Origin of the sequence: Actinoplanes flavus, from assembly GCF_017592555.1 — a bacterium.
Taxonomy (GTDB): domain Bacteria; phylum Actinomycetota; class Actinomycetes; order Mycobacteriales; family Micromonosporaceae; genus Actinoplanes; species Actinoplanes flavus.
In genome coordinates this window covers 25,997-47,492 of the sequence record NZ_JAGFNS010000045.1, presented here as the reverse complement: position 1 = coordinate 47,492, position 21,496 = coordinate 25,997, and the positions used below count along the sequence as shown (strand labels likewise).

Annotated in this window: 20 protein-coding genes; 15 read left to right on the top strand and 5 right to left on the bottom strand. The window is 71.8% G+C overall.

Going from position 1 to position 21,496, the window contains the following annotated elements; genetic code table 11:
• Window positions 1-166: 166 nt before the first annotated feature.
• Together J5X75_RS40530 and J5X75_RS40525 are read right to left on the bottom strand one after the other, a co-directional pair.
• The gene (locus J5X75_RS40530; RefSeq protein WP_208473036.1) at window positions 167-1,261 is read right to left on the bottom strand and encodes a CaiB/BaiF CoA transferase family protein; all 1,095 of its coding nucleotides are present in this window, start codon (window positions 1,259-1,261) and stop codon (window positions 167-169) included.
• Window positions 1,251-2,414, bottom strand: a complete 1,164-nt coding sequence (locus J5X75_RS40525) for an acyl-CoA dehydrogenase family protein (protein WP_208473035.1) — start codon at window positions 2,412-2,414, stop codon at window positions 1,251-1,253. The genes J5X75_RS40530 and J5X75_RS40525 overlap by 11 nt, the downstream gene beginning before the upstream one ends.
• Window positions 2,415-2,522: 108 nt before the next feature.
• Between J5X75_RS40525 and J5X75_RS40520 the strand changes: the two genes are divergently transcribed.
• Together J5X75_RS40520 and J5X75_RS40515 are read left to right on the top strand one after the other, a co-directional pair.
• The gene (locus J5X75_RS40520; RefSeq protein WP_307798593.1) at window positions 2,523-3,128 is read left to right on the top strand and encodes a TetR/AcrR family transcriptional regulator; all 606 of its coding nucleotides are present in this window, start codon (window positions 2,523-2,525) and stop codon (window positions 3,126-3,128) included.
• A 48-nt stretch (window positions 3,129-3,176) separates the two neighbouring features.
• Window positions 3,177-5,069, top strand: a complete 1,893-nt coding sequence (locus J5X75_RS40515) for an AMP-binding protein (protein WP_208473034.1) — start codon at window positions 3,177-3,179, stop codon at window positions 5,067-5,069.
• A gap of 50 nt (window positions 5,070-5,119) precedes the next feature.
• Here J5X75_RS40515 and J5X75_RS40510 read toward each other — a convergent pair whose 3' ends face one another.
• The gene (locus J5X75_RS40510) at window positions 5,120-6,820 is read right to left on the bottom strand and encodes a sulfatase-like hydrolase/transferase (protein WP_307798592.1); all 1,701 of its coding nucleotides are present in this window, start codon (window positions 6,818-6,820) and stop codon (window positions 5,120-5,122) included.
• 165 nt (window positions 6,821-6,985) lie between these two features.
• On the opposite strand from J5X75_RS40510, the gene J5X75_RS40505 reads away from it, so the two are divergent.
• Genes J5X75_RS40505 through J5X75_RS40470 form a run of 8 tightly spaced genes read left to right on the top strand, consistent with a single transcriptional unit; the run spans window position 6,986 to window position 16,000 of the window.
• A complete protein-coding gene (locus tag J5X75_RS40505) occupies window positions 6,986-8,617 on the top strand; it encodes an ABC transporter substrate-binding protein (RefSeq protein ID WP_208473033.1) in 1,632 nt (543 codons plus the stop codon).
• Window positions 8,614-9,528: an ABC transporter permease gene (locus J5X75_RS40500; RefSeq protein ID WP_208473032.1), complete on the top strand. Its 915-nt coding sequence runs from the start codon at window positions 8,614-8,616 to the stop codon at window positions 9,526-9,528. The genes J5X75_RS40505 and J5X75_RS40500 overlap by 4 nt, the downstream gene beginning before the upstream one ends.
• Window positions 9,529-9,531: 3 nt before the next feature.
• Complete coding sequence (locus tag J5X75_RS40495; protein ID WP_208473031.1) at window positions 9,532-10,380, top strand: ABC transporter permease; 849 nt, start codon at window positions 9,532-9,534, stop codon at window positions 10,378-10,380.
• Window positions 10,381-10,432: 52 nt separating this feature from the next.
• Complete coding sequence (nikE, locus tag J5X75_RS40490; RefSeq protein ID WP_208473030.1) at window positions 10,433-11,965, top strand: nickel ABC transporter ATP-binding protein NikE; 1,533 nt, start codon at window positions 10,433-10,435, stop codon at window positions 11,963-11,965.
• Window positions 11,962-12,888: an LLM class flavin-dependent oxidoreductase gene (locus tag J5X75_RS40485; protein WP_208473029.1), complete on the top strand. Its 927-nt coding sequence runs from the start codon at window positions 11,962-11,964 to the stop codon at window positions 12,886-12,888. Before nikE ends, J5X75_RS40485 begins: the two co-directional genes overlap by 4 nt.
• On the top strand, window positions 12,881-14,149 hold the full coding sequence (locus J5X75_RS40480) for an LLM class flavin-dependent oxidoreductase (RefSeq protein ID WP_208473028.1): 1,269 nt from the start codon (window positions 12,881-12,883) through the stop codon (window positions 14,147-14,149). Before J5X75_RS40485 ends, J5X75_RS40480 begins: the two co-directional genes overlap by 8 nt.
• Entirely contained in the window at window positions 14,146-14,871 is a 726-nt protein-coding gene (locus J5X75_RS40475; RefSeq protein ID WP_238490842.1) for an LLM class flavin-dependent oxidoreductase, read from the top strand. Before J5X75_RS40480 ends, J5X75_RS40475 begins: the two co-directional genes overlap by 4 nt.
• Before the next feature lie 13 nt (window positions 14,872-14,884).
• On the top strand, window positions 14,885-16,000 hold the full coding sequence (locus J5X75_RS40470; RefSeq protein WP_208473027.1) for an LLM class flavin-dependent oxidoreductase: 1,116 nt from the start codon (window positions 14,885-14,887) through the stop codon (window positions 15,998-16,000).
• Here J5X75_RS40470 and J5X75_RS40465 read toward each other — a convergent pair.
• Window positions 15,997-16,980: a suppressor of fused domain protein gene (locus J5X75_RS40465; RefSeq protein WP_208473026.1), complete on the bottom strand. Its 984-nt coding sequence runs from the start codon at window positions 16,978-16,980 to the stop codon at window positions 15,997-15,999. The two genes, J5X75_RS40470 and J5X75_RS40465, sit on opposite strands and share 4 nt — an antisense overlap.
• 79 nt (window positions 16,981-17,059) lie before the next feature.
• Between J5X75_RS40465 and J5X75_RS40460 the strand changes: the two genes are divergently transcribed.
• The 5 genes from J5X75_RS40460 (at window position 17,060) to J5X75_RS40440 (ending at window position 21,003) form a co-directional block, all read left to right on the top strand.
• Window positions 17,060-18,058 (top strand): SMP-30/gluconolactonase/LRE family protein, encoded by a 999-nt coding sequence (locus J5X75_RS40460; protein ID WP_208473025.1) that lies wholly within the window; start codon window positions 17,060-17,062, stop codon window positions 18,056-18,058.
• 49 nt (window positions 18,059-18,107) lie between these two features.
• Entirely contained in the window at window positions 18,108-18,605 is a 498-nt protein-coding gene (locus J5X75_RS40455; RefSeq protein WP_307798590.1) for a GtrA family protein, read from the top strand.
• Between the two features lie 67 nt (window positions 18,606-18,672).
• Window positions 18,673-19,290 carry a VanZ family protein gene (locus tag J5X75_RS40450; RefSeq protein ID WP_208473023.1) on the top strand — a complete coding sequence of 206 codons (618 nt, stop codon included), beginning with the start codon at window positions 18,673-18,675 and terminating at the stop codon, window positions 19,288-19,290.
• The gene (locus J5X75_RS40445; RefSeq protein WP_208473022.1) at window positions 19,278-19,943 is read left to right on the top strand and encodes a response regulator transcription factor; all 666 of its coding nucleotides are present in this window, start codon (window positions 19,278-19,280) and stop codon (window positions 19,941-19,943) included. The genes J5X75_RS40450 and J5X75_RS40445 overlap by 13 nt, the downstream gene beginning before the upstream one ends.
• On the top strand, window positions 19,936-21,003 hold the full coding sequence (locus J5X75_RS40440) for a sensor histidine kinase (protein ID WP_208473021.1): 1,068 nt from the start codon (window positions 19,936-19,938) through the stop codon (window positions 21,001-21,003). Before J5X75_RS40445 ends, J5X75_RS40440 begins: the two co-directional genes overlap by 8 nt.
• Here J5X75_RS40440 and J5X75_RS40435 read toward each other — a convergent pair whose 3' ends face one another.
• Window positions 21,004-21,483, bottom strand: coding sequence for a permease-like cell division protein FtsX (locus J5X75_RS40435; RefSeq protein ID WP_208473020.1), 480 nt, complete (start codon window positions 21,481-21,483; stop codon window positions 21,004-21,006).
• Window positions 21,484-21,496: the final 13 nt, after the last annotated feature.

Genomic DNA, 21,496 nt, shown 5'->3' with positions numbered 1-21,496 from the left:
CCGCCCCCCGGGGGGGGGGGGGGGGGCGCGGGGCCCCCCCCCCCCCCCCCCCCCCCCCCCCCCGGGCCCACACCGCGCCCACCGATCTAAGCCCGGCGGGCGCGGCACAGGACTGACCACGACGCGAGCGTGCGCCGCACCGGCGGGACTTTTCCGACCCGTACCATCAAACGGTTTTGATCTGAGCCCAACCGGACAGGATCTCGGTGACCGTCGCGGGTTTGACGGCCTCCGGAGTGGGCGCCGGCGTGCGGCTCAGGCGCGGCGCCGGCGCGGGCTGGACCACCCCGGCGACCTCGACGAACGCGTTCCGGGCCCGGTTGTGCGGATGCTCCGGCGCCTCGGTGAGCGACAGGACCGGGCTCACGCACGCGTCCAGGCCCTCGAAGATCGACGCCCACTCGTCGCGGGTGCGCTGCGCGAACCGCTCGGTGAACCGGCGGCGCAGCTCCGGCCAGGCCCGGACGTCGAACTGGCCGGGCAGGTCCGGGTCGTCGTCGAGGCCGAGGCCGGTGAGCAGCGCCGCGTAGAACTGCGGTTCGAGGGAGCCGACGGCCAGGTAGCCGCCGTCGGAGGCCCGGTAGGTGTCGTAGAACGGGGCGCCGCCGTCGAGCAGGTTCTGCCCGCGGCCGCCCGGCCACCGGCCCTCGGCCAGGAAGCCGTGCAGGAAGGTCATCAGCAGCGACGAGCCGTCCACCATCGCGGCGTCCACCACCTGGCCGCGGCCGGAGACGCCGCGCTCGACCAGCGCCGCCAGGATGCCGACGGCCAGCAGCATGCCGCCGCCCGCGAAGTCGCCGAGCAGGTTGACCGGCGCGTGCGGGCGCTCGCCGGGGCGGCCCAGCGGCTCCAGGGCCCCGGAGATCGCGATGTAGTCGATGTCGTGCCCGGCGGCCTTCGCGAGCGGCCCGTCCTGGCCCCACCCGGTCATCCGCGCGTAGATCAGCCGTGGGTTGATCCGCTCGCACTCCTCCGGGCCGAAACCGAGCCGCTCCGCCACGCCCGGCCGGTAGCCCTCGACCAGCACGTCGGCGTGCTCGATCAGGCCGAGCAGCTCCGCTGTGCCGGTCCGGGACTTGAGATCCAGGGTGACCTGGCGGCGGCCGCGCTGCATCGGGCCGATCGGTCCGGTGCCGCCGGGGCGGTCGACGAGCACCACGTCGGCGCCCAGGTCGGCGAGGATCATGCAGCCGAACGGGGCCGGCGCGAGACCGGCCAGTTCCACGACCCGGATGCCGTCCAGCGGGCCCCTAGAGGACACGGGAGATCAGCTCCTTCATGATCTCGTTCGTGCCGCCGTAGATCTTCTGGACCCGGGCGTCGGCGTACATCTTCGAGATCGGGTACTCGGTGGTGTAGCCGTAGCCGCCGAAGATCTGCAGACAGCGGTCGACCACCTCGCACTGGCCCTCGGTGAGGTAGAGCTTGGCCATGGCGGCTCCAGCCACGTCCAGCTCACCACGGGCGTGCCGCTGGATGCAGTCGTCCAGGAAGATCCGGGACACCCGGGTCCGGGTGGCCACGTCGGCCAGCACCATCCGGGTGTTCTGGTGGCCGGTCAGCGGTTTGCCGAAGGCGGTGCGCTCCTTGGCGTACCCGGTCGCCATCTCGACGGCCCGCTGCATGGCGGCGACCGCGCCCACCCCGATGACCAGCCGCTCCTGCGGCAGCTGCTGCATCATCTGGATGAAGCCGGCGCCCTCGGCGCCGAGCAGGTTGGCGGCCGGGACCCGGAAGTCGTCGAAGAACAGCTCCGCGGTGTCGTTGGAGTGCAGGCCGATCTTCTCGATCCGGCGGCCCCGGCGGAAGCCCGCCGGGTCGCCGGTGAGCTCGCAGACCAGCAGCGACATGCCGTGCGCGCGGGCCGAGGTGTTGGTCTTGACGGCCAGGATCAGCAGGTCCGCGAGGATCCCGTTGGTGATGAACGTCTTCGAGCCGTTCACCACGTAGTCGTCGCCGTCGCGGACCGCCCTCGTGCGGATCGCCTGGAGGTCGGAGCCGCCGTCCGGCTCGGTCATCCCGATGGCGCCGACCAGCTCGCCGCTGACCAGACCGGGCAGCCAGCGCCGCTTCTGCTCCTCGGTGCCGTACTCGACGAGGTAACCGGTGACGATCCCGCTGTGCACCGCGATGCCGAGACTGCCCTCGCCAGCCAGCGTCTGTTCGTGCAGCAGCACCGCCTCGTGGGTGAAGTCGCCGCCCCCGCCGCCGTACTCCTCCGGGACGGAGAGGCCGAGCAGGCCGAGCTCGCCGGCCCGCCGGTAGTGCTCGCGGTCGGGATGGCCCTGCTGCTCCAGCCGCGCGGCGTGCGGCACCACCTCCTTGGTGAAGAAGGTGCGGGCGAGCTCGGCCAGATCGTCGTGTTCCGGCTTGCGCCACGGTTCGACATAACCGTCCAGTCCAGGCGTCGGCATCGACCTACCATCGAGCACTATTGGCGAAGTGTCAATAAGATGGAGGCGAATTGCCACCATCCATCTGGCGAGACGATCGATGGATCGACGTGCCGTAAGGTCGGGCCCGTGGTGCGCGTCGAGTCGATGCGCCGGCGCCGGCTCGAGCCCGACGCCCGGCGCGAGCAGATCCTGTCGGTGGCGATCCGGCACTTCGGGTCGCGGCCCTACGCCGAGGTGTCGACCACGGATGTGGCGCGCGACGCCGGAGTCGCGCGCGGCCTGGTCAATCACTATTTCGGTACGAAGAAGGACCTCTACCTCGCGGTGGTGCGGGTCATGCTGACCGTGCCCGAGGTGGCCCTGGAGCAGCTGCCCGACGGTGACCTGCCGGAACGGGTGGATTCCATCGTCGGGTACTTCCTCGACGTGGTCTCCCGGCACAGCACCTCCTGGCTGGCCGCCACCGGTGCCGGCGGGATGGCCGGTGACGCCGAGGTGAACCAGGTGATCGCCGAGGCGGTCGACGTCGCCGCGGCCGGGGTGCTGCGTGCGGTCGGGATGGGCGACGACCCGTCACCGGTGCTGCGCGCGATGTGCCGCTCCTACGTCGGCCTGGCGATCTGGACCGCCCAGGAGTGGCTGCAACGGGGCGTGCTGACCCGCCAGCAGGTGCACGCCCTCCTCGCCACGTCGCTGATCGCCCTGGTGGAGCGGGTCTTCCCTGTGCACTAGCCTCCTAGGATTCTGGACAAGGTGTGATCCACGGCGCAGCGTCGGGGGATGGGCGCATACCTGGAGGCGTACGAGCGCAGCATCAGTGACCCGGCCGGCTTCTGGCGGGACGCGGCCGACCTCATCGACTGGCACGAGCCGCCGGACCGGATCCTCGACGACTCCGAGGCGCCGATCTTCCGGTGGTTCCCCGGCGCCTCGCTCAACACCTGCCACAACGCCCTCGACCGGCACGTCCACAGTGGCCGGGGCGACCAGATGGCGCTCATCCACGACAGCCCGGTGACCTCGGTGGTGCGCGGGTACACGTACCGGGAGCTGCGCGACGAGGTGGCAACCTTCGCGGGGGCGCTGCGCCGGCTCGGTGTGGAACGCGGTGACCGGGTGGTCGTCTACATGGCGATGGTGCCGGAGGCGGTCGTCGCGATGCTCGCCTGCGCCCGGCTCGGGGCGGTCCACTCGGTCGTCTTCGGCGGGTTCGGCGCCCGCGAGCTGACCGCCCGCATCGACGACGCCCGGCCGCGGGTCATCGTGGCCAGCTCGTGCGGGATCGAGGGCGGGCGGGTGGTGCCCTACCAGCCGATGCTGTCGGCGGCGCTGGCCGAGGCCGCCCACGTCCCGTCACACTGCGTCATCCTGCAACGGCCACAGGCGCCCTGCGACCTGCTCCCGGGCCGGGATCTGAGCTGGGCGGACGCGATCGCCGGCGCGGAACCGGCGGACTGTGTGCCGGTCGCCGCCACCGATCCGCTCTACATCCTCTACACCTCCGGCACGACCGGGCGGCCCAAGGGCGTGGTCCGGGACAACGGCGGCCACGCGGTCGCGTTGCGGTGGTCGATGGAGAAGATCTTCGGGGTACGCCCGGGCGAGGTCTTCTGGGCGGCGTCCGACGTGGGGTGGGTGGTCGGGCACTCGTACATCGTGTACGGGCCGCTGCTGACCGGGGCGACCACGATCCTGTACGAGGGCAAGCCGGTCGGCACCCCGGACGCGGGCGCGTTCTGGCGGGTGGTGGAGCAGCACCGGATTTCGGCCATGTTCACGGCGCCGACCGCGATCCGGGCCGTGCGCAAGGAGGACCCGGACGGCAAACTCCTGGCCGGGCGTGACGTGAGCAGCCTGCGGTCGCTGTTCCTGGCCGGGGAGCGGCTCGACACGCGGACCTACGAGTGGGCCGGTGACCTGCTCGGCATCCCGGTCGTCGACAACTGGTGGCAGACCGAGACCGGCTGGCCGATCGCGGCGAGCCCGCGCGGTCTGGAGGATCTGCCGACCCGGCCGGGTTCGCCGTCGGTGCCGATGCCCGGCTACCGGGTGCGGGTCGTCGGCCCGGACGGGACCGATGTGCCGCCGGGCGCCGAGGGGGCGATCGTCGTCGGGCTGCCGCTGCCGCCGGGCTGCCTGCCGACGCTGTGGGGTGACGACGAACGCTATGTGCGGTCGTATCTGTCGGCGTTCCAGGGCAACTATCTGACCGGGGACGGCGGGCGGTTCGACGACGACGGCTATCTGTACGTGCTGGGCCGTACCGATGACGTGATCAATGTGGCCGGTCACCGGCTGTCGACCGGGGCCATGGAGGAGGTGCTGGCCACCCATCCGGCGGTCGCCGAATGCGCCGTGATCGGTGTGGGCGACCTGCTGAAGGGGCAGGTGCCGCGCGGGTTCGTGGTGCTGCGCAGCGGGGTGGCGCCGGATCCGGCGGCCCTGGAGGCGGAGCTGGTGGGGCTGGTGCGGGACCGGATCGGGGCGGTGGCGGCGCTGCGCCGGATCGACGTGGTGGCGGCGTTGCCGAAGACCCGGTCGGGGAAGATCCTGCGCGGCACGATGCGGGGGATCGCGGACGGCCGGGAGGAGCCGGTGCCGGCGACGATCGAGAACCCGGACGTGCTGGAGTCGTTGCGGCCGGTGCTGCGGTCGCCCCGCGTGTCCGGCTAGGTGGTGTGCGGCGCCTGGAGTGACCGGGACCGGCGCCGCACACCACGTTTCTAGTGGGCGCCGTCGGGGCCGTAGGCGGTGAGGAACTTGTCGCGGAAGTCGCTCATCCGCCAGACGGGGGCGGTGCTGGCGGGTTTGAGGCTTTCGGTCCAGCCCCACGAGTCGATCTTGTCGAGGACGGCCGGGTCCTTGGCTACGATGGTGATCGGCACGTCGTGGCTGGCGTTCTCGCCGGAGACGACGCTGGACGGCTGGTGGTCGCCGACGAAGACGAGGACCAGGTTGTCGTCGCCGTAGCGCTGGATCCAGTCGATCAGGGTGCTCAGGGTGTAGACGACCGACTTGCCGTACTCCTTGCGGACCTTCCTGCTGCTGGACCAGATGTCGGCCTTGCTGGCGGCGGCGGCCGCCTGGGCGGTGTAGACGGAGCCGTCGCCGACCTGTTCCCACGGGATCGAGCTGGGGATCGGGGCCCACGGGGTGTGCGTGGACAGCAGCGGCATCTCGACCATCATCGGCTGCCGGCCCGGCTTCTGGTATTCGAGCTGGTTGAAGCGGGTGAGGGTGTACTGGTCGGGCATGCTGGCCCAGCCGAACTTGGGGCCCCGGTAGCCGAGGTTGCGGGAGTCCCAGACCCGGTTGTAGCCGTAGAAGGCGCTCTCCGGCCAGGGCCGGCTGTTGCCGGGCATCATCGCCACGGTGTCCCAGTTGGCCGTCTTGAAGGCCTTGGTGAGGGTGAGCCGCTGGCTGGCGTTGAGGTTGCGGTAGCGGGACTGGTTGTTGATCCAGAGTCCGCTCAGCAGGGTGGAGTGGGCCAGCCAGCTGCTGCCGCCGAAGGTGGGTGAGGTGAGCCAGCCGCTGCGGGCGGCGAATCCGGCGGCTTTGAGCTTGGTGTCGCCGTCGGTGAGGACGGCGCCGGTGCTCTCGGCGAACTCGGGCGCCTCGACGGCGTTGCGGCCGTAGCTCTCGATGAAGGTGAGCACGAAGTCCTTGCCGCGCAGGCCGGTGAGCAGCTGGTCGGCGGGGACGTCGCGGTAGGGGTCGTTGTCGACCTCGGCGGCGAACTCGGCCTCGTTCCGCATGCCTTCGCGGGCCTGCCAGATCCGGTCCCAGGCGTAGGTGGCGGAGGTGCGGGCGGCGAGCGGGACCTCGGCGGTGAGCTGGACGCCGAGGGCGAAGGTGAGCATCCAGGCGGCGGCGATGCCGGTGGCGGTCAGTGCCGAGCGGCGGCGGTGCCGGGCGAGGAACGCGGAGACGCGCAGCATGGCCCAGGTGACGAAGGCCGGGGCGGAGAGGCCGAGCAGGATCGCGGCGATGATGGCGGCCCAGGCGGCGAGGCCGCCGTACGTCTCGTTGACGAAGTTGTAGGCGTCGCCGAACAGCGACCAGTCGAGCACCGGGTCGAAGGGCCGGGCCAGGGTGCGGAAGAAGCCCATGTCGAGGCTCTTCTCGACGACCAGCCAGCCGAGCAGGACGCCGAGGATGGAGGCGACCGTGATGCGCGGCCGGCGGGGGAGCACGACCAGCAGCAGGATGATGAACGCGGCCTCGATGGGGATGCGGGCGAAGCTGCCGACGCTGATCCGGCGCAGGATGTTGGGGTAGAGCAGCGCCACGAAGACGGTGATGCAGGCCACGACGGTCAGTGATCGTGATGCCCACGGTGTGTTCAGGAGCCGTCGTACCCGGCCCGGCTCCTTGGGGGTGGGCTCCTCGGCTTCCGGCTCGGTCGTGTCCGGTTCGGTCTCCACCTGGGGTTCTTCGGGCGTGGGCGGATCGGCGAGGTCTGTCGGCTGCACGACATGGTGAACGCATCGTGGGCCGGGATGGTTCAGCCGGGTGACCAAGAAGTCGGTCGCCTCCTCTTGCCAATCTCCTATAGAGACTATAGGAAATGTAGAGAGGAGGATCCGCCCATGCGCCGCACCCGTTCCGCCGCCGCTCTCGCCGCCGTCGTTCTCGCCCTCACCGCCGCCTGCTCGCCCGGGGAGCCCGCGGCGTCCGGCGCCGGGCAGCCGGTCAGCGGCGGCTCGCTGACCTGGGCCGTCGAGACCGAGCCGATCACCTTCAACCCCCACCAGTACGCCCAGGCCAAGGCCCGCCTGCTGGTCTGGAACACGTTCGAGGCGCTGCTCACCCACGACGACAAGGGCGGCCATCTGCCCTGGCTGGCCACCGGTTACGAGACGTCACCGGACGGCCGGACCTACACCTTCAAGCTGCGTACGGACGTGAGCTTCACCGACGGCACCAGGTTCGACGCCGCGGCGGTCAAGGCCAACGTCGACCAGTTCGCGGTCGAGGGCTACAACCCCACGGTCGCCGCCGTGCAACTGCGCAACCTGGACCGCGTCGAGGTGATCGATCCGGCGACCGTCGCCTTCCACCTCGAGCGGCCGGACGTGCTGCTCCTCGACTTCCTCTCCTCGCCGCAGGGCGCCCAGGTGTCGCCGAAGTCCCTGAAGGAGGCGAAGAACCTGAAGGCCGGCGGACCGGAACTGGCCGGGACCGGACCGTTCGTCCTGGACCGGTACACCGCCGGGCAGGAGGTGCACTTCACCAGGAACCCGGCCTATCAGTGGGCCCCGGCCAACGCCGGGCACACCGGACCGGCCTACCTCGACGAGATCACCTACCGGTTCCTGAAGGAGCCGTCGGTGCGCGTCGGTGCGCTGACCTCCGGGCAGGTGCAGGTCATCGAGGGGGTGCCGGCCACCGACGAGGCGCTGATCACCGGCAACGACCGGCTCACCTTCGCCCGTGGGCTCAACTCCGGGTCGGCGTACTCGTACTACTTCAACACCGCGCACGCGCCGTTCGACGACATCCGGGTGCGGCGGGCGTTCCGCGAGGCGGTCGACGTCGACGCGGTGCTCCAGGGCGTCTACCGGGGCAGCGCCACCCGGGCCTGGAGCGTGATCGGGCCGACCAGCCCGTTCTACGACAAGAGCCTGGAGAAGACCTACGGCGGGGACGCGGCCGAGGCCAACCGGCTGCTCGACGAGGCCGGCTGGACCACCCGCGACGCCGACGGGTTCCGCACCAAGGACGGCAAGCGCCTGACCGTACGCCTGGTGCAGTCCGCGCCGTTCGTCCGCGACCGCCGCGACGTGCTGGCCCAGGCCGTCCAGGCCGCCGTCAAGCAGAGCGCCGGCATCGACCTGAACGTGGCGCTGGTCGACCAGGGCGCCGCCACCCAGGCGCTGGCCGACGGCGCGTACGAGGTGTTCGACAACTCCCGCGCCGACACCGACGCCGGGGCGGCCCTCAACCTGCTGCTGCACTCGGCCGGCGCGATCAACCGGACCGGGGTGAAGGACCCGGAACTCGACAGGCTGCTCGAAGAGGGGCAGGCCAGCACCGACCAGGCCGCACGCAACGGCACCTACCAGCGGGTCCAGCGGCTGACCGTCACCGACCAGGCGCTGATCCTGCCGCTCTACGCCCCCGCCGACCAGGTCGCCGCCGCGGCCACCGTCGGCGGGCTGGGCTTCGAACCGACCGCCGGGGTGCCGGGCAGCGCCTACCACCTCTGGCTCGGCAAGTGATCGGGGCGGTCGCGCGGCGGGCCGGCAGCGGCCTGGTCGTGCTCTGGGCGGCGGCCACGGCGGCCTACCTCGCGCTGCTGGCCGCCCCCGGCGACGTCGTCGACAGCATCATCGGCGACGGCGCCGACAGCCCGCAGATCCGGGCCCAGATCATCGCCGAATGGCACCTGGACCGGCCCGCGGTCGTGCAGTACCTGGACTATCTGTGGCGGGCCGCGCAGGGCGACCTGGGCCGCTCCTACCTGCTCCAGCGCCCGGTCCGTGACGTCATCGGCGACCAGCTGGCGCCCACCGTGCGGCTGGCCGTCGCCGCGGCCGTCTTCGGGGTGGTGCTGGCTCTGATCCTGGCGGTCGTCACCCGGGGCCGGTGGGCCCGCCGGGTCAGCTCCACCGCCGAGCTGGTGCTCGTCTCCACCCCGCCGTTCCTGATCGGGATCGTGCTGCTCAGCGTCTTCTCGTTCCGGTTCGGGATGTTCCCGGTCTCCGGTGACCGCGGCTGGGCGGCGCTGGTGCTGCCCGCCGTCACGCTGGGCCTGCCGATCGCCGGGGTCCTCACCCAGGTGCTGCGCGACGGCCTGGACCGGGCCCTGGACGAGCCGTTCGCGGTCACCGCCCGGGCCCGCGGCCTGACCGAACGGTCGGTCCTGGTCCGGCACGGGCTGCGGCATTCGCTGCTGCCCGCGGTCAGCCTGCTCGGCTGGCTCTTCGGGGCGCTGATCGGCGGGTCGGTGATCATCGAGCAGGTGTTCGGCCGTCCCGGGCTCGGCCAGGTCACCCTCCAGGCGGTCAGCGGCAGCGACATGCCCGTGGTGCTGGCCGTCGTCGTTCTCGCGGCGGCCGCCTTCGTCGTCGTCAACACGGCCGCCGACCTCGCGTACCTGATCATCGATCCACGGTTGCGAAGGAGCTGACCGATGACCGTCGCCATGCCCCGGCTCACCGCGCGCCGGTTCGCCCTGCGCCCACCCCGCCCTCCGATCGCCGCCGCCACCGTCGTGCTGGGCCTGGCCCTGACCGCGGTGGCCTGGCCGTCGCTGTTCGCCGCCGACCCGCTCGCCGCCGACCCGCTGCACGTGCTGGAAGCGCCGTCGGCCGCCCACTGGTTCGGCACCGATCAGCTGGGCCGCGACGTCTTCGACCGGGTCGTGCACGGCGCCCGGCACAGCTTGAGCATCGGCGTGGCCGCCACCGTCATCGCGGTCGGCGCCGGCATCCTGCTCGGCCTGCTCGCCGGGCTCACCCACCGGGCCGCCGACGAGGTCCTCAGCCGCGGCTTCGACGCCCTCGCCGCGTTCCCGCTGGTCCTGCTCGCGCTGCTGTTCATCGCCATCGCCGGGACCGGCACCGTCAGCCTCATCGTGGCGATCGGCATCGCCACCCTCCCGCACCACGCCCGGGTGGTGCGGGCCCAGACGCTGGTGGTGCGGCAGGCGCCGTACGTCACCCACGCCGTCGCGTTCGGAGCGTCGCGCACCCGCCTGGTGCTGCGGCACGTCCTGCCGAACGTCCTCGGCCCGATCCCGGTCCTGGCGATGATCGGGCTCGGCGAGGCGGTCCTCATCGCGGCCGGCCTCAGCTTTCTCGGCCTCGGACCGCAGCCGCCGTCGCCGGAGTGGGGCGCGATGCTCTCCGAGGGCCGCGGCTACCTGCACATCGCCTGGTGGGCGTCGGTGCTTCCGGGCTGCGCCGTCACCGCCACCGTCATCTCTCTCACCGTGATCGGTCGGCACCTGCAGAACCGGTTCGAAGGGCGGCACCAGTGATCGAGTGCACCGCAGCGAAGCAAGGGCCGCGAGAGCACTGGGAGGCAACACAGTGATCGAGGTCGAGAACCTGCGGGTGACTTTCCGCCTGGGGAAACGGCAGGTGGAGGCGGTCCGCGGGGTCAGCTTCGACATCGAGGAGGGTGAGTGTCTGGCGCTGGTCGGGGAGAGCGGGTCCGGTAAGAGCGTCACCGCCCGCAGCCTGGTCGGACTGGCCGGTCCGGCGGCCCGGGTCGAGGCCGGCACGTTCACCGTCGACGGGCGCGACGTCCGCGGGTTCGCGGCCCGCGACTGGCGGCGGCTGCGCGGCCGGTTCGCCGGGCTGATCCTCCAGGACGCCCTGGTCTCCCTGGACCCGCTGCGCACCGTCGGCGCCGAGATCACCGAGGTGCTGCGCACCCACGGCATCGGCGACCGCGGGGACCGGCCGGACCGGGTCCGGCAGCTGCTCACCGACGTGCACGTGCCGGAACCCGGCCGGCGGGCCCGGCAGTACCCGCACCAGCTCTCCGGCGGGCTGCGGCAGCGGGCCCTGATCGCCTCCGCCATCGCCGGCGGCCCGAGACTGCTGATCGCCGACGAGCCCACCACCGCCCTGGACGCGACCGTGCAGGCGCAGATCCTGAAACTGCTGGCCGAACGGCGCGCGTCGGGGGAGACCCTGCTGCTGATCAGCCACGACCTGGCGGTGGTGTCCCGGCTCGCCGACCGGGTGCTGGTCATGAAGGACGGCCGGATCGTCGAGTCGGGACCCACCCGCACCCTGCTGGGCGGCGCCGGGCACGCGTACACCAGAGAATTGATCTCGGCCGCCGGCGGACGCCGCAGGGTGACCACGACGGCGCCCGGCGAGGTGGTCGCCGAGGCGACCGCGCTGCGCAAGGTGTACGGCGACCGCACCGTGGTCCGCGACGTCGGCCTCACCATCCGGGCCGGTGAGATCGTCGGCCTGGTCGGCGAGTCCGGCTCCGGCAAGACCACCGTGGCGCAGCTGCTGTTCGGGCTGACCGAGCCGACCTCCGGGCGGGTGCGTTTCGAGGGCCGCGACTTCAGCGGCGTGCCGGAACGGGCCCGCCGCCCGATCCGCCGCCGCCTCCAGCTGATCGCCCAGGACCCGCTGTCCGCCTTCGATCCGCGGTGGACGGTGCGCCGCATCGTCGGCGAGGCCCTGCCGCGCGGCGCGGACCCGCAGCCGATCCTGGAACGCGTCGGGCTCGGCGCCGACGTCCTGGACCGCTACCCGCGCCAGCTGTCCGGCGGGCAACGACAGCGGGTCGCCGTGGCCCGCGCCATCGCCCCACGACCGAGTCTGATCATCTGCGACGAGCCGGTCTCCGCACTCGACGTGTCGGTGCAGGCGCAGGTCCTCGACCTGCTCGCGCAGATCCGCGCGGACGACGGGACCGCACTGCTGTTCATCTCCCACGACCTCGGCGTGATCCGCGACCTGGCCGACCGGGTCCTGGTCATGCACGACGGCCGGGTCGTCGAGCAGGGACCGGTCCGGGCGGTCTTCGAACACGCCGGCCACGAGTACACCCGGGCGCTGCTCAGCGCCGTGCCCACCTTGGAGGGAGCCGCATGACCCTACATCTGGCGATCGCGCTGGACGGGGACTCGTTCGCCGCCGCCGACTGGACGACCCCCGTCCGGCAGGCGGACGAGGCCCGCCTGGACTTCGTCACCTTCCAGGACAGCTTCGGCGGCCGGCGGCCCGACGCCGTCCAGGTCGCCGCCCGGGTCGCCCCACTGACCCGGCACGTCGGCCTGGTTCCGGTGGCCACCACCACCCACACCGAACCGTTCCACCTGTCCACCGCCCTGGCCACCCTCGACCACGTCAGCCGGGGCCGCGCCGGATGGCAGGTGCGGGTGTCCGCCGACCCGGCCGAGGCGGCCCTGCTCGGGCGGCGGGCGCCACTGGAGTTCGACGACCTGTTCGCCGAGGCCGGCGACGTGATCGAGGTGGTGCGGCGGCTCTGGGACAGCTGGGAGGACGACGCGATCATCAAGGACGTGGCCACCGGACGGTTCATCGACCGGGACAAGCTGCACTACATCGACTTCGCCGGGGCCCACTTCTCGGTCAAGGGGCCGTCGATCGTGCCGCGGCCGCCGCAGGGACAGCCGGTCGTGGCGGCGCTCGCCCACGACGAGCGGGTGTGGTCGCGCCTCGACGTGGACGTGTACTTCGTGACGCCGGACGACGCCGGCCAGGCCGCGACGATCGTGCGGCGGCTGCCCGGCAAGAAGGTCTTCGCCGACCTGGCGGTCTCCGGCCGCACGACGGCCGAGACGGCGGACCTGATCGCCGCCTGGAGCGCGACCGGTCTCGCCGGCTTCCGGCTGCACCCGGGTGGGGACCACGGGGTGCGCGCCATCACCGGAGAGCTCGTGCCGGAGCTGCGGCGGCGCGGCCTGTTCACACCGTCGCCGCGGCGGCGGCTGCGCGAGCGGCTGGGCCTGCCCCCGGCCGTCAACCGTTACCAGGAGGTGGCCCGTGCCTAAGCAGATCATCCTCGCCGCGCACTTCCCGGGCGTGAACAACACGACCGTCTGGAGCGACCCCCGCGCCGGCAGCCAGATCGCGTTCGACTCGTTCGAATACCTGGCCCGCACCGCCGAACGCGGCAAGTTCGACTTCTTCTTCCTCGCCGAGGGGCTGCGACTGCGCGAACAGCGCGGCCTCATCCACGACCTGGACGTGGTCGGCCGCCCGGACACCATCACGGTGCTGGCCGCCCTGGCCGCCGTCACCACCCACCTCGGCCTGGCCGGGACACTCAACGCCACCTACCACGAGCCGTACGAGCTGGCCCGCCAGCTCGCCACCCTCGACCACCTCTCCGGCGGCCGGGCCGCGTGGAACGTGGTCACCTCGCCGGGCGCGTTCTTCGGCGAGAACTTCCGGCGCGGCGGCTTCCTCGACCACGCGGACCGGTACGTCCGCGCCGGCGAGTTCATCGAGACCGCCCGCACCCTGTGGGACACCGACGGCGGCGAGTTCGCCGTCACGAACAGCCAGTTCGACATCCGGGGCCGGTTCGGGGTGCCGCGCAGCCCGCAGGGCCACCCGGTCATCCTCCAGGCCGGCGACTCCGACGGCGGCCGCGAACTGGCCGCCCGGCACGCCGACGCGATCTTCTCCCGGCACCACCAACTCGACGACGCCCGGCGGTTCTACCGCGACGTCAAGGACCGCCTTGCCGGGTACGGCCGCGCCGAGGACAGCCTGAAGATCATTCCCGGCGTGTCCTATGTGCTCGGCGACAGCGACGCCGACGCGCAGGAGAAGGCACACCACATCCGGCGGCAGCAGGTCAGCCCGCAGACCGCGATCCTGCTGCTGGAGCAGCTGTGGAACACCGACCTGTCCGGCTACGACCCGGAGGGCCCGCTCCCGGAGATCGACCCGGTCCTGGACGAGAGCGACACGATCATCAAGGGCCGCGCCGGCATGTACCCGGACCGGCTCGCGACGGCGAACGAGTGGCGGGCCCGGGCCGAGGCCAAGAACCTGTCGATCCGCGACCTGATCATCGAGGTCACCGGCCGGCAGAACTTCATCGGCACGGCGTCGCGGGTCGCCGAACAGCTCGACGAGTATGTGCAGACCGGCGCCTGCGACGGCTTCATCCTGGTCCCGCACCTCACCCCGGCCGGGCTGGACGACTTCGTGGACCAGGTGGTCCCGCTGCTCCAGGAGCGGGGCGTGTTCCGGACCGCGTATTCCGGGACCACGCTGCGGGGGAACCTGGGGCTGGCATGAGATTCCTGCTGCTCAGCCTGATCACGTACATCGACCGGTCCAAGACCGTCGAGCAGCGGCTGCGGGAGGTGGTCGACACCGCGGTCCTCGGCGAGGAACTGGGCTTCGACGGGTTCGCGGTGGGGGAGCGCTACGAACGGCCGTTCCTGTCCTCGTCGCCGCCGGTGGTGCTGAGCCACATCGCCGCCCGGACCAGCCGGATCCGGCTGTGGACCGGGGTCACCACGCTGAGCCTGCTCGACCCGGTACGCGCCTTCGAGGACTACGCCACCCTCGACAACCTGTCCGGCGGCCGCCTCGAACTGATCATCGGCAAGGGCAACGGCGCCGCCCAGGCCCAGCTGTTCCACGTGACCGTCGACGACCAGTGGGACCGGCTGCGGGAGAGCTACGACCTGTTCCGCCGCCTCTGGCGGGAGGAGAAGGTCACCTGGGAGGGCCGGTACCGTCCGTCGCTCACCGATGCCGAGACCTGGCCGCGGCCGCTCCAGCAGCCGATCACCGTCTGGCACGGCAGCGCCACCAGTAGGGCCTCGGTGGAACTCGCCGCACAGTACGGCGACCCGCTCTTCTCCTCATCGACAAGGTGCACCGCTACCACGAACGGTTCGGGCACGAGGTCACCCACCTCAGCGCCGACACCGAAGGGCTCACCGAGAAACAGAACCGGGCCAGCCTGGAACTCTTCGCCTCCGACATCGCCCCCGTGTTACGCCAGCTGAAAGGGCGGTAGCCATGCCCGTACCCCTCTCGATCCTCGATCTCGCGCCGCTGGTCTCCGGCGGTGACGTGACCGGCGCGCTGCGCCGCACGCTCGATCTGGCCCGAAGGGCCGAGCAGTTCGGCTATCACCGCTACTGGGTGGCCGAACACCACTTCACCCCCGGCGTGGCCAGTTCCCAGCCGGCGCTGCTGCTCGGCCAGATCGCCGCCGTCACCGACCGCATCCGGCTCGGCTCCGGCGCCGTGCAGACCGGTTTCCAGACCGCGTTGTCCATCGTGGAGCAGTTCGGGCTGCTCGACGCGCTGTACCCGGGCCGCTTCGACCTGGGCCTGGGCCGGTCCGGGCAGGCCAAGAAGGAGGCGCAGCGGCTGCGCGCCGAGGAGCAGCCGCAGGAGGAACGCGTCGTCGACGGCCTGCTCATCCCGAAACCGTTCTCCTGGGCGCCGATCTTCGCCTCGAAACGGACCGCCTTCGCCGGCGGCTTCCTGCACCAGCCCGGCGCCGAACCGCTCGGCCTCACCGAGATCCTCGACCAGATCGAGTCGCTGCTGGCCGGGCCGGTCAGCGACGGCGAGGGCAACGAGGTGGCCGCCGTCCCGGGCGCCGGCGCCGACCTGGAGGTGTGGCTGCTCGGCAGCAGCGGCGGCGAGTCGGCCCGCACCGCCGGGGCGCGCGGTCTGCCGTTCGCCGCCAACTACCACGTCGCCCCGGCCAAGGTCCTGGAGGCGGCCGAGGCCTACCGGGAGTCGTTCGTCCCGACCGCGGCGCGGCCCCGGCCGCACCTGATGGTCTCCGCCGACGTGCTCGTGGCCGAGGACGACGAGACCGCCCGTCACCTGGCGACACCGTTCGGCCTCTGGGTTCGCAGCATTCGTACCGGCCTCGGCGCCGTCCCGTTCCCGAGTATCGAGGACGCCGAGGCCTTCGAGTGGACCGACCGGGACCGGGAGCTGGTCGCCGACCGGGTGACTACCCAGTTCGTCGGCTCCCCGCAGACGGTCGCCGAGCGGCTGGAGACCCTGCGGCGGGTGACCGGCGCCGACGAGCTGCTGGTCACCACGATCGCCCACGACCACGCCGACCGGGTCCGCTCCTACGAGCTGCTCGCCAAGGAGTGGTCGGCCTAGACCTCGATGATCACGCCGTCGGCGCCGGGCAGCGGGCGGCTGCCGGGCGTCAGCGCGGCCGGAAGGGCGGCGGCGGCCTCGGGCGGGAGATCCAGTTCGAGGACGCCGTCGCCCGGCCGGCGGACGGCGAACACCTCGGCCGGGTTCAGGAGGATCCGCTGACCGTCGTCGCCCTCCAGCAGCATCGGGCGGCCGTGCGGCAGGCGCGACGGGATGGCCCGTGCCAGCATCGGCGTGGTGATCTCCTGGAACCGCAGCCGGATCCGGTCGTCCTCGGCCGACCAGGAGCAGCCGGCGACCATCAGCACGCTGGTGGACGAGCCGTCCCGCCGCTGGCCGGCCTCGATCGCGGCTCGCGCCCGCGGGTCGTCGGTGATCGACGGCCGGTCCAGGTCGGTGACCAGCAGCGGCGACCGGTCGCGGAGCAGATCCAGCAGGCCCTGGCTGTTCCAGTGCAGGACCGCGGCGTACTCGTCGGTGGTCAGGCCGACCACCTGGAGGAACTGGAGGCGGCCGTGCGGGGTGTCGATGGCGCCCAGTTCCGGGTCCTCGGCGAAGGCCAGGGCCGTCAGGTCGGTCTCGTGGTCCTGCCGCAGTGGGCCGTTGGCGTTCATGTGGTGGCCGGGCTCGAACCAGTTGCCGCTGGAGAACACGTAGCGGGCCAGGTTCTGCAACAGGTTCGCCGCCCACATCGGCGGCTCCGTCTCGCCGGCCGCGCGGGCCACCCGGAAGGTGAACTCGAAACCCCAGCCCGACTCCGCGGTGGGTTCGGCGTCGTCGTCGCGGGCGTACAGGTCGCTCATGCCGTAGCCGACCAGGTGCCAGTGCTCCTCCCGGGGGTAGAAGCTGACACCGTCGAGCGGGTCCGGGCCACCCAGCGCGAACTTGATCAGCGTGCCGAAATGGAGCGGCTCGACGCCGGGGTAGAAGGTCTCGAGGCGGGCGTCGATGGCGTCCCAGCCGGGCGCGTCGGAGGTCATCGCTGGATGAGATCACAGGAAGGGCTGGCCGGTGCGGGCGGGACCTGCGAGGATGCGGGCCTGATCATCAGGAGGCCCGATGGCTCGCCGCAACATCAGCCCGCTCCGCTGGACGCCGCCCGCGCTCGACGACCCGGGGCCCACCGGGGAGCTGCGCGTCGCCCGGCGGGTGGACACCGGCGGGCGCGGCCCCGAGGACGTGGTGTTCGACGCCGACGGGCGGGTGATCTGCGGGATCGGCGACGGGCGGATCGTGCGGCTCGACCCGGTCACCGGGGAGAGCACGGTGCTGGCCGACACCGGCGGGCGGCCGCTCGGGCTGCACGCGCGCGCCGACGGCACGGTCCTGGTCTGCGACCACGACGAAGGCCTTCTGGAGGTACGACCGGACGGTTCCGTGACGGTGCTGGTGGACACGGTGGACGGTGCGCCGCTCACCTTCGCCAGCAACGTGGTGGAGAGCGCCGACGGGACGATCTACCTCACCTCGTCGACCAGCCGGTGGAGCCTCGACGACCATCTCGGTGACCTGTTCGAGCACTCCTGCACCGGGCGGCTGCTGCGGCGCGACCCGGACGGGACCGTCACCACCCTGGCGAGCGGGCTGAAATTCGCCAACGGGCTGGTGCTCGCGCCCGACGAGTCGTATCTGCTGGTCGCCGAGACGACCGGCTACCGGGTGCGGCGGCACTGGCTGGCCGGGCCGCGCGCCGGGGAGTCGGAGATCCTGGTGGACAATCTGGCCGGGTTCCCGGACAACATGTTCCTCGGCAGCGACGGCCTGCTCTGGATCGGGATCGCGGCGCCCCGCAACGCGCTGCTGGACCGGCTGCTGCCCCTGCCGGGCATCCTGCGGCTGCTGGTGTGGAACCTGCCCGAGGCGGTGCGGCCCAAGGCCGTGCCGATCGCCTGGGTCATGGCCTTCGACCTCGACGGCCGTCGCGTGCACGATCTGCGGATCGCCGACGGTTCCTACGGATTCGTGACCTCGGTGGCCGAACGCGACGGGACGATCGCGCTCGGTAGTCTCACCGAGTCGGACGTGGCCCTCCTGCATCCGGTGGCGCCCGTGCACTAGGGTCGCCGAAATGTGGTTGACCACGCTGGTGCGCAGACACCATGAAGCGGTGAAGTTCCTGTTGGTCGGGGGCATCTGCTTCGTCACGACGACCGTCATCAATTACGCGCTGAAACTGACCGTGCTGCACGACAAGCCGGTCACCGCGCTGGCGGTCGGCACGATCATCGCCACCGTGCTGTCCTATGTGCTCAACCGCGAATGGTCCTTCCGCACCCGGGGCGGCCGGGAACGCCACCACGAGGCCGCGCTGTTCTTCTCGGTCAGCGCCATCGGCATCGCCCTCAACTCGCTGCCGCTGGCCGTCTCCCGGTACGTGCTGATGCTGCACGTGCCGGAGGTCAGCCGCCCGGTCCAGGAGGTCGCCGACTTCGTCTCCGGCATCGTGATCGGCACGCTGGTCGCGATGTGCTTCCGGTTGTGGGCGTTCAAACGGTTCGTCTTCCCGCAGCCCGACGTCCGGCCGCGGGTCCGTGTGCCGCGCGCCCGCAAGGGCCCGCGCAGCAGCGTGGTGCGTCACGAGTCGGAGGTCCGCGAGGCCGGCTGAGGCATATCGCGGGCGTATCGAAAACCGCATACGCCACCGCAACGGCGCTACGGCTTGAATTACCGGCATGAACCGGAAGATCGTGCTCCTCGTCCCGGCACTGCTGAGCGTCCTCTACGTCATCCGCAAGCCGTTGTCGATGTCCGCTCCGCGCTGCCTGACCGGACACTGGCACGGTTGCTACGACACCGAGAACGGCGTCGTGCTGATGACGCTGGTGGGGCTGCCGCTGGCCCTGGCCGTGGCGTGGGCCCTGGCCCGTTCCCGGGGCTGGCGCCGGTCGCTGGCCGAGGTGGGCATGGTCTACGGGACGGTGCCGATGCTGTGGCTGACCCTGATGCCCGGGGCCGGCGCCGGCACCGTCGAGGGGCGGGTCAGCCTCGTCCCGCTGCGGGACCTGGTCACGATGGGACCGCTCGGGATCGGCGGCAACCTGCTGATCTTCGCGGCGCTGGGGTTCTTCGCCCCGATGCGGTTCGCGGCGGTGGCGACCGTGCCGCGGATCCTGGCACTCGGCGCCGGCTGCTCGATCGCCGTCGAGATCACGCAGTACGTCCTGCCCCTGGACCGGGTGTCGTCCGTCGACGACGTGCTGGTCAACGCGGTCGGCGCGATGCTGGCGGGACTGGCGTCCCGGCGCTGGTGGGCGGTCGCCGAGTCTAGGGTCGACGTATGCGTGTCTTGATCGTGGAGGACGAGCCGTACCTGGCCGAGGCCGTCCGGGACGGTCTGCGGCTGGAGGCGATCGCCGCCGACATCGCCGGGGACGGTGACACCGCCCTGGAGTTGCTCAGCGTCAACTCGTACGACCTGGCGGTCCTCGACCGCGACATCCCCGGCCCGTCCGGCGACGAGGTGGCGCGGCGGATCGTCGCCTCCGGCAGCGGCCTGCCGATCCTCATGCTGACCGCCGCCGACCGCATCGACGACAAGGCCTCCGGCTTCGAACTGGGCGCCGACGACTACCTCACCAAACCGTTCGATCTGCGGGAGCTGGTGCTGCGGCTGCGGGCGCTGGACCGCCGCCGCGGGCACGCCCGGCCGCCGGTGCTCCAGATCGCCGGCCTGCGGCTCGACCCGTTCCGCCGGGAGGTGTTCCGCGACGGCCGCTACGTGGCGCTCACCCGCAAGCAGTTCGCCGTCCTGGAGGTGCTGGTCGCCGCCGGGGGTGGCATCGTCAGCGCCGAGGACCTGCTGGAACGCGCCTGGGACGAGAACACCAACCCGCTCACCAACGCGGTCCGGATCACCGTCTCGGCGCTGCGCAAACGGCTCGGCGAACCGTGGCTCATCGCCACCGTGCCGGGCGTCGGCTACCGGATCGACCCCGATGCCTAGACTCAGCGCCCGGCTGAAACTCACCCTCAGCTACGCCGGCTTCCTCATGCTGGCCGGCGGGATGCTGCTCGCCGCCGTGTGGCTGTTCCTGCTGCGCTACGTCCCCGACCGGGCGCTCATCGTCAGCGCCGAGACGCCGGAGACCGGGGTCTTCCCCGTCCGGTCCAACCTGCTGCACGTCTTCGCCCCACGGGCTGCCGCGGTGATGCTGATCCTGCTGCTGTTCGGTCTGGCCGGCGGCTGGATCCTGGCCGGCCGGATGCTGGCGCCGCTGCACCGGATCACCGCCGCGGCCCGGCTCGCCGGAACCGGATCACTGTCGCACCGGATCCGGATGACCGGCCGCCAGGACGAGTTCCGGGAGCTGTCCGACGCGTTCGACGCGATGCTCGAACAGCTGGAGTCGCACGTCGACGAGCAGCGCCGATTCGCCGCGAACGCGTCACACGAGCTGCGTACCCCGCTTGCCGTCTCGCGGACCCTGCTGGACGTCGCGCGCCGGGATCCGGACCGGGCCGGCGACGAGGTGATCGAGCGTCTGCACGCGGTCAACCAGCGGGCCATCGACCTGACCGAGGCGCTGCTGCTGCTTAGCCACGGTGACCGCTTCACGCGTCACGACGTCGACCTGTCGCTGCTGGCCGAGGAGGCCGTCGAGACGCTGCTGCCGCTCGCCGAACAGCGCGGCGTCACCGTGGAGGTCACCGGCGGGCCGGCCCGCGCCGGTGGCTCCCCGGAGCTGCTGGCGAGAATGGTGACGAACCTCGTGCAGAACGCCATCGTGCACAACCTGCCGGCCGGCGGCACGGTCGCCATCCACACCGGGGCCGGCCTGCTGCGCGTCGAGAACACCGGCCGTCCGCTGCCGCCGGACCTGCTGCCGACGCTCATCGAGCCGTTCCAGCGCGGCAGCGAACGGGCCCGCACCGACGAACATGCCGGCGTCGGGCTCGGCCTGGCCATCGTGCACAGCATCGTGCGCGCCCACGACGGCACCCTCGAACTGGCGCCCGGCCCGGCCGGCGGCCTGGTGGTGACGGTCCGCCTGCCCGGCGCGTGATCAGGCCGGCTTGCCCTGGTTCTGCTCGACGACCTGCTTGCGGCACTCCTCGATGGTGGTGCAGGGGAAGACGACCTGCCGGACGCCCGGCATCGCCTCCAACTCGTCGGCGGCCTGGCCGTCGCGGATCTCGCGGCTGGTGGCGGCGTTCTTCGTCGTCAACCGGAACGACTCCGGCAGGGAGTCCTCGTTGAGCTGATCGACGAACTCCGGGTCGTCGGCCCAGAGCTCCTTGAACCTCTCGTACGCCGCGGCCTTGTCCTCGAAGGCGATCGCGGTGATGCCGGGCTCGTTCTCCAGCCAGGCCCGGACGTCCGCCTTCTGCTGCTCGGTCACGTCGTCGTCGAGGAAGACGCTGAACGACGCCGACTCGTCGAGGATCCGTTCGAATTCCTGCTTGTCGCCCTTCTCGAACAGCCCGCACCCGGCGATCGCGGTGACGGCGATCACCATCGTGAAGAGGATCTTCAATAGTCGCACGGTGCGGCATGAT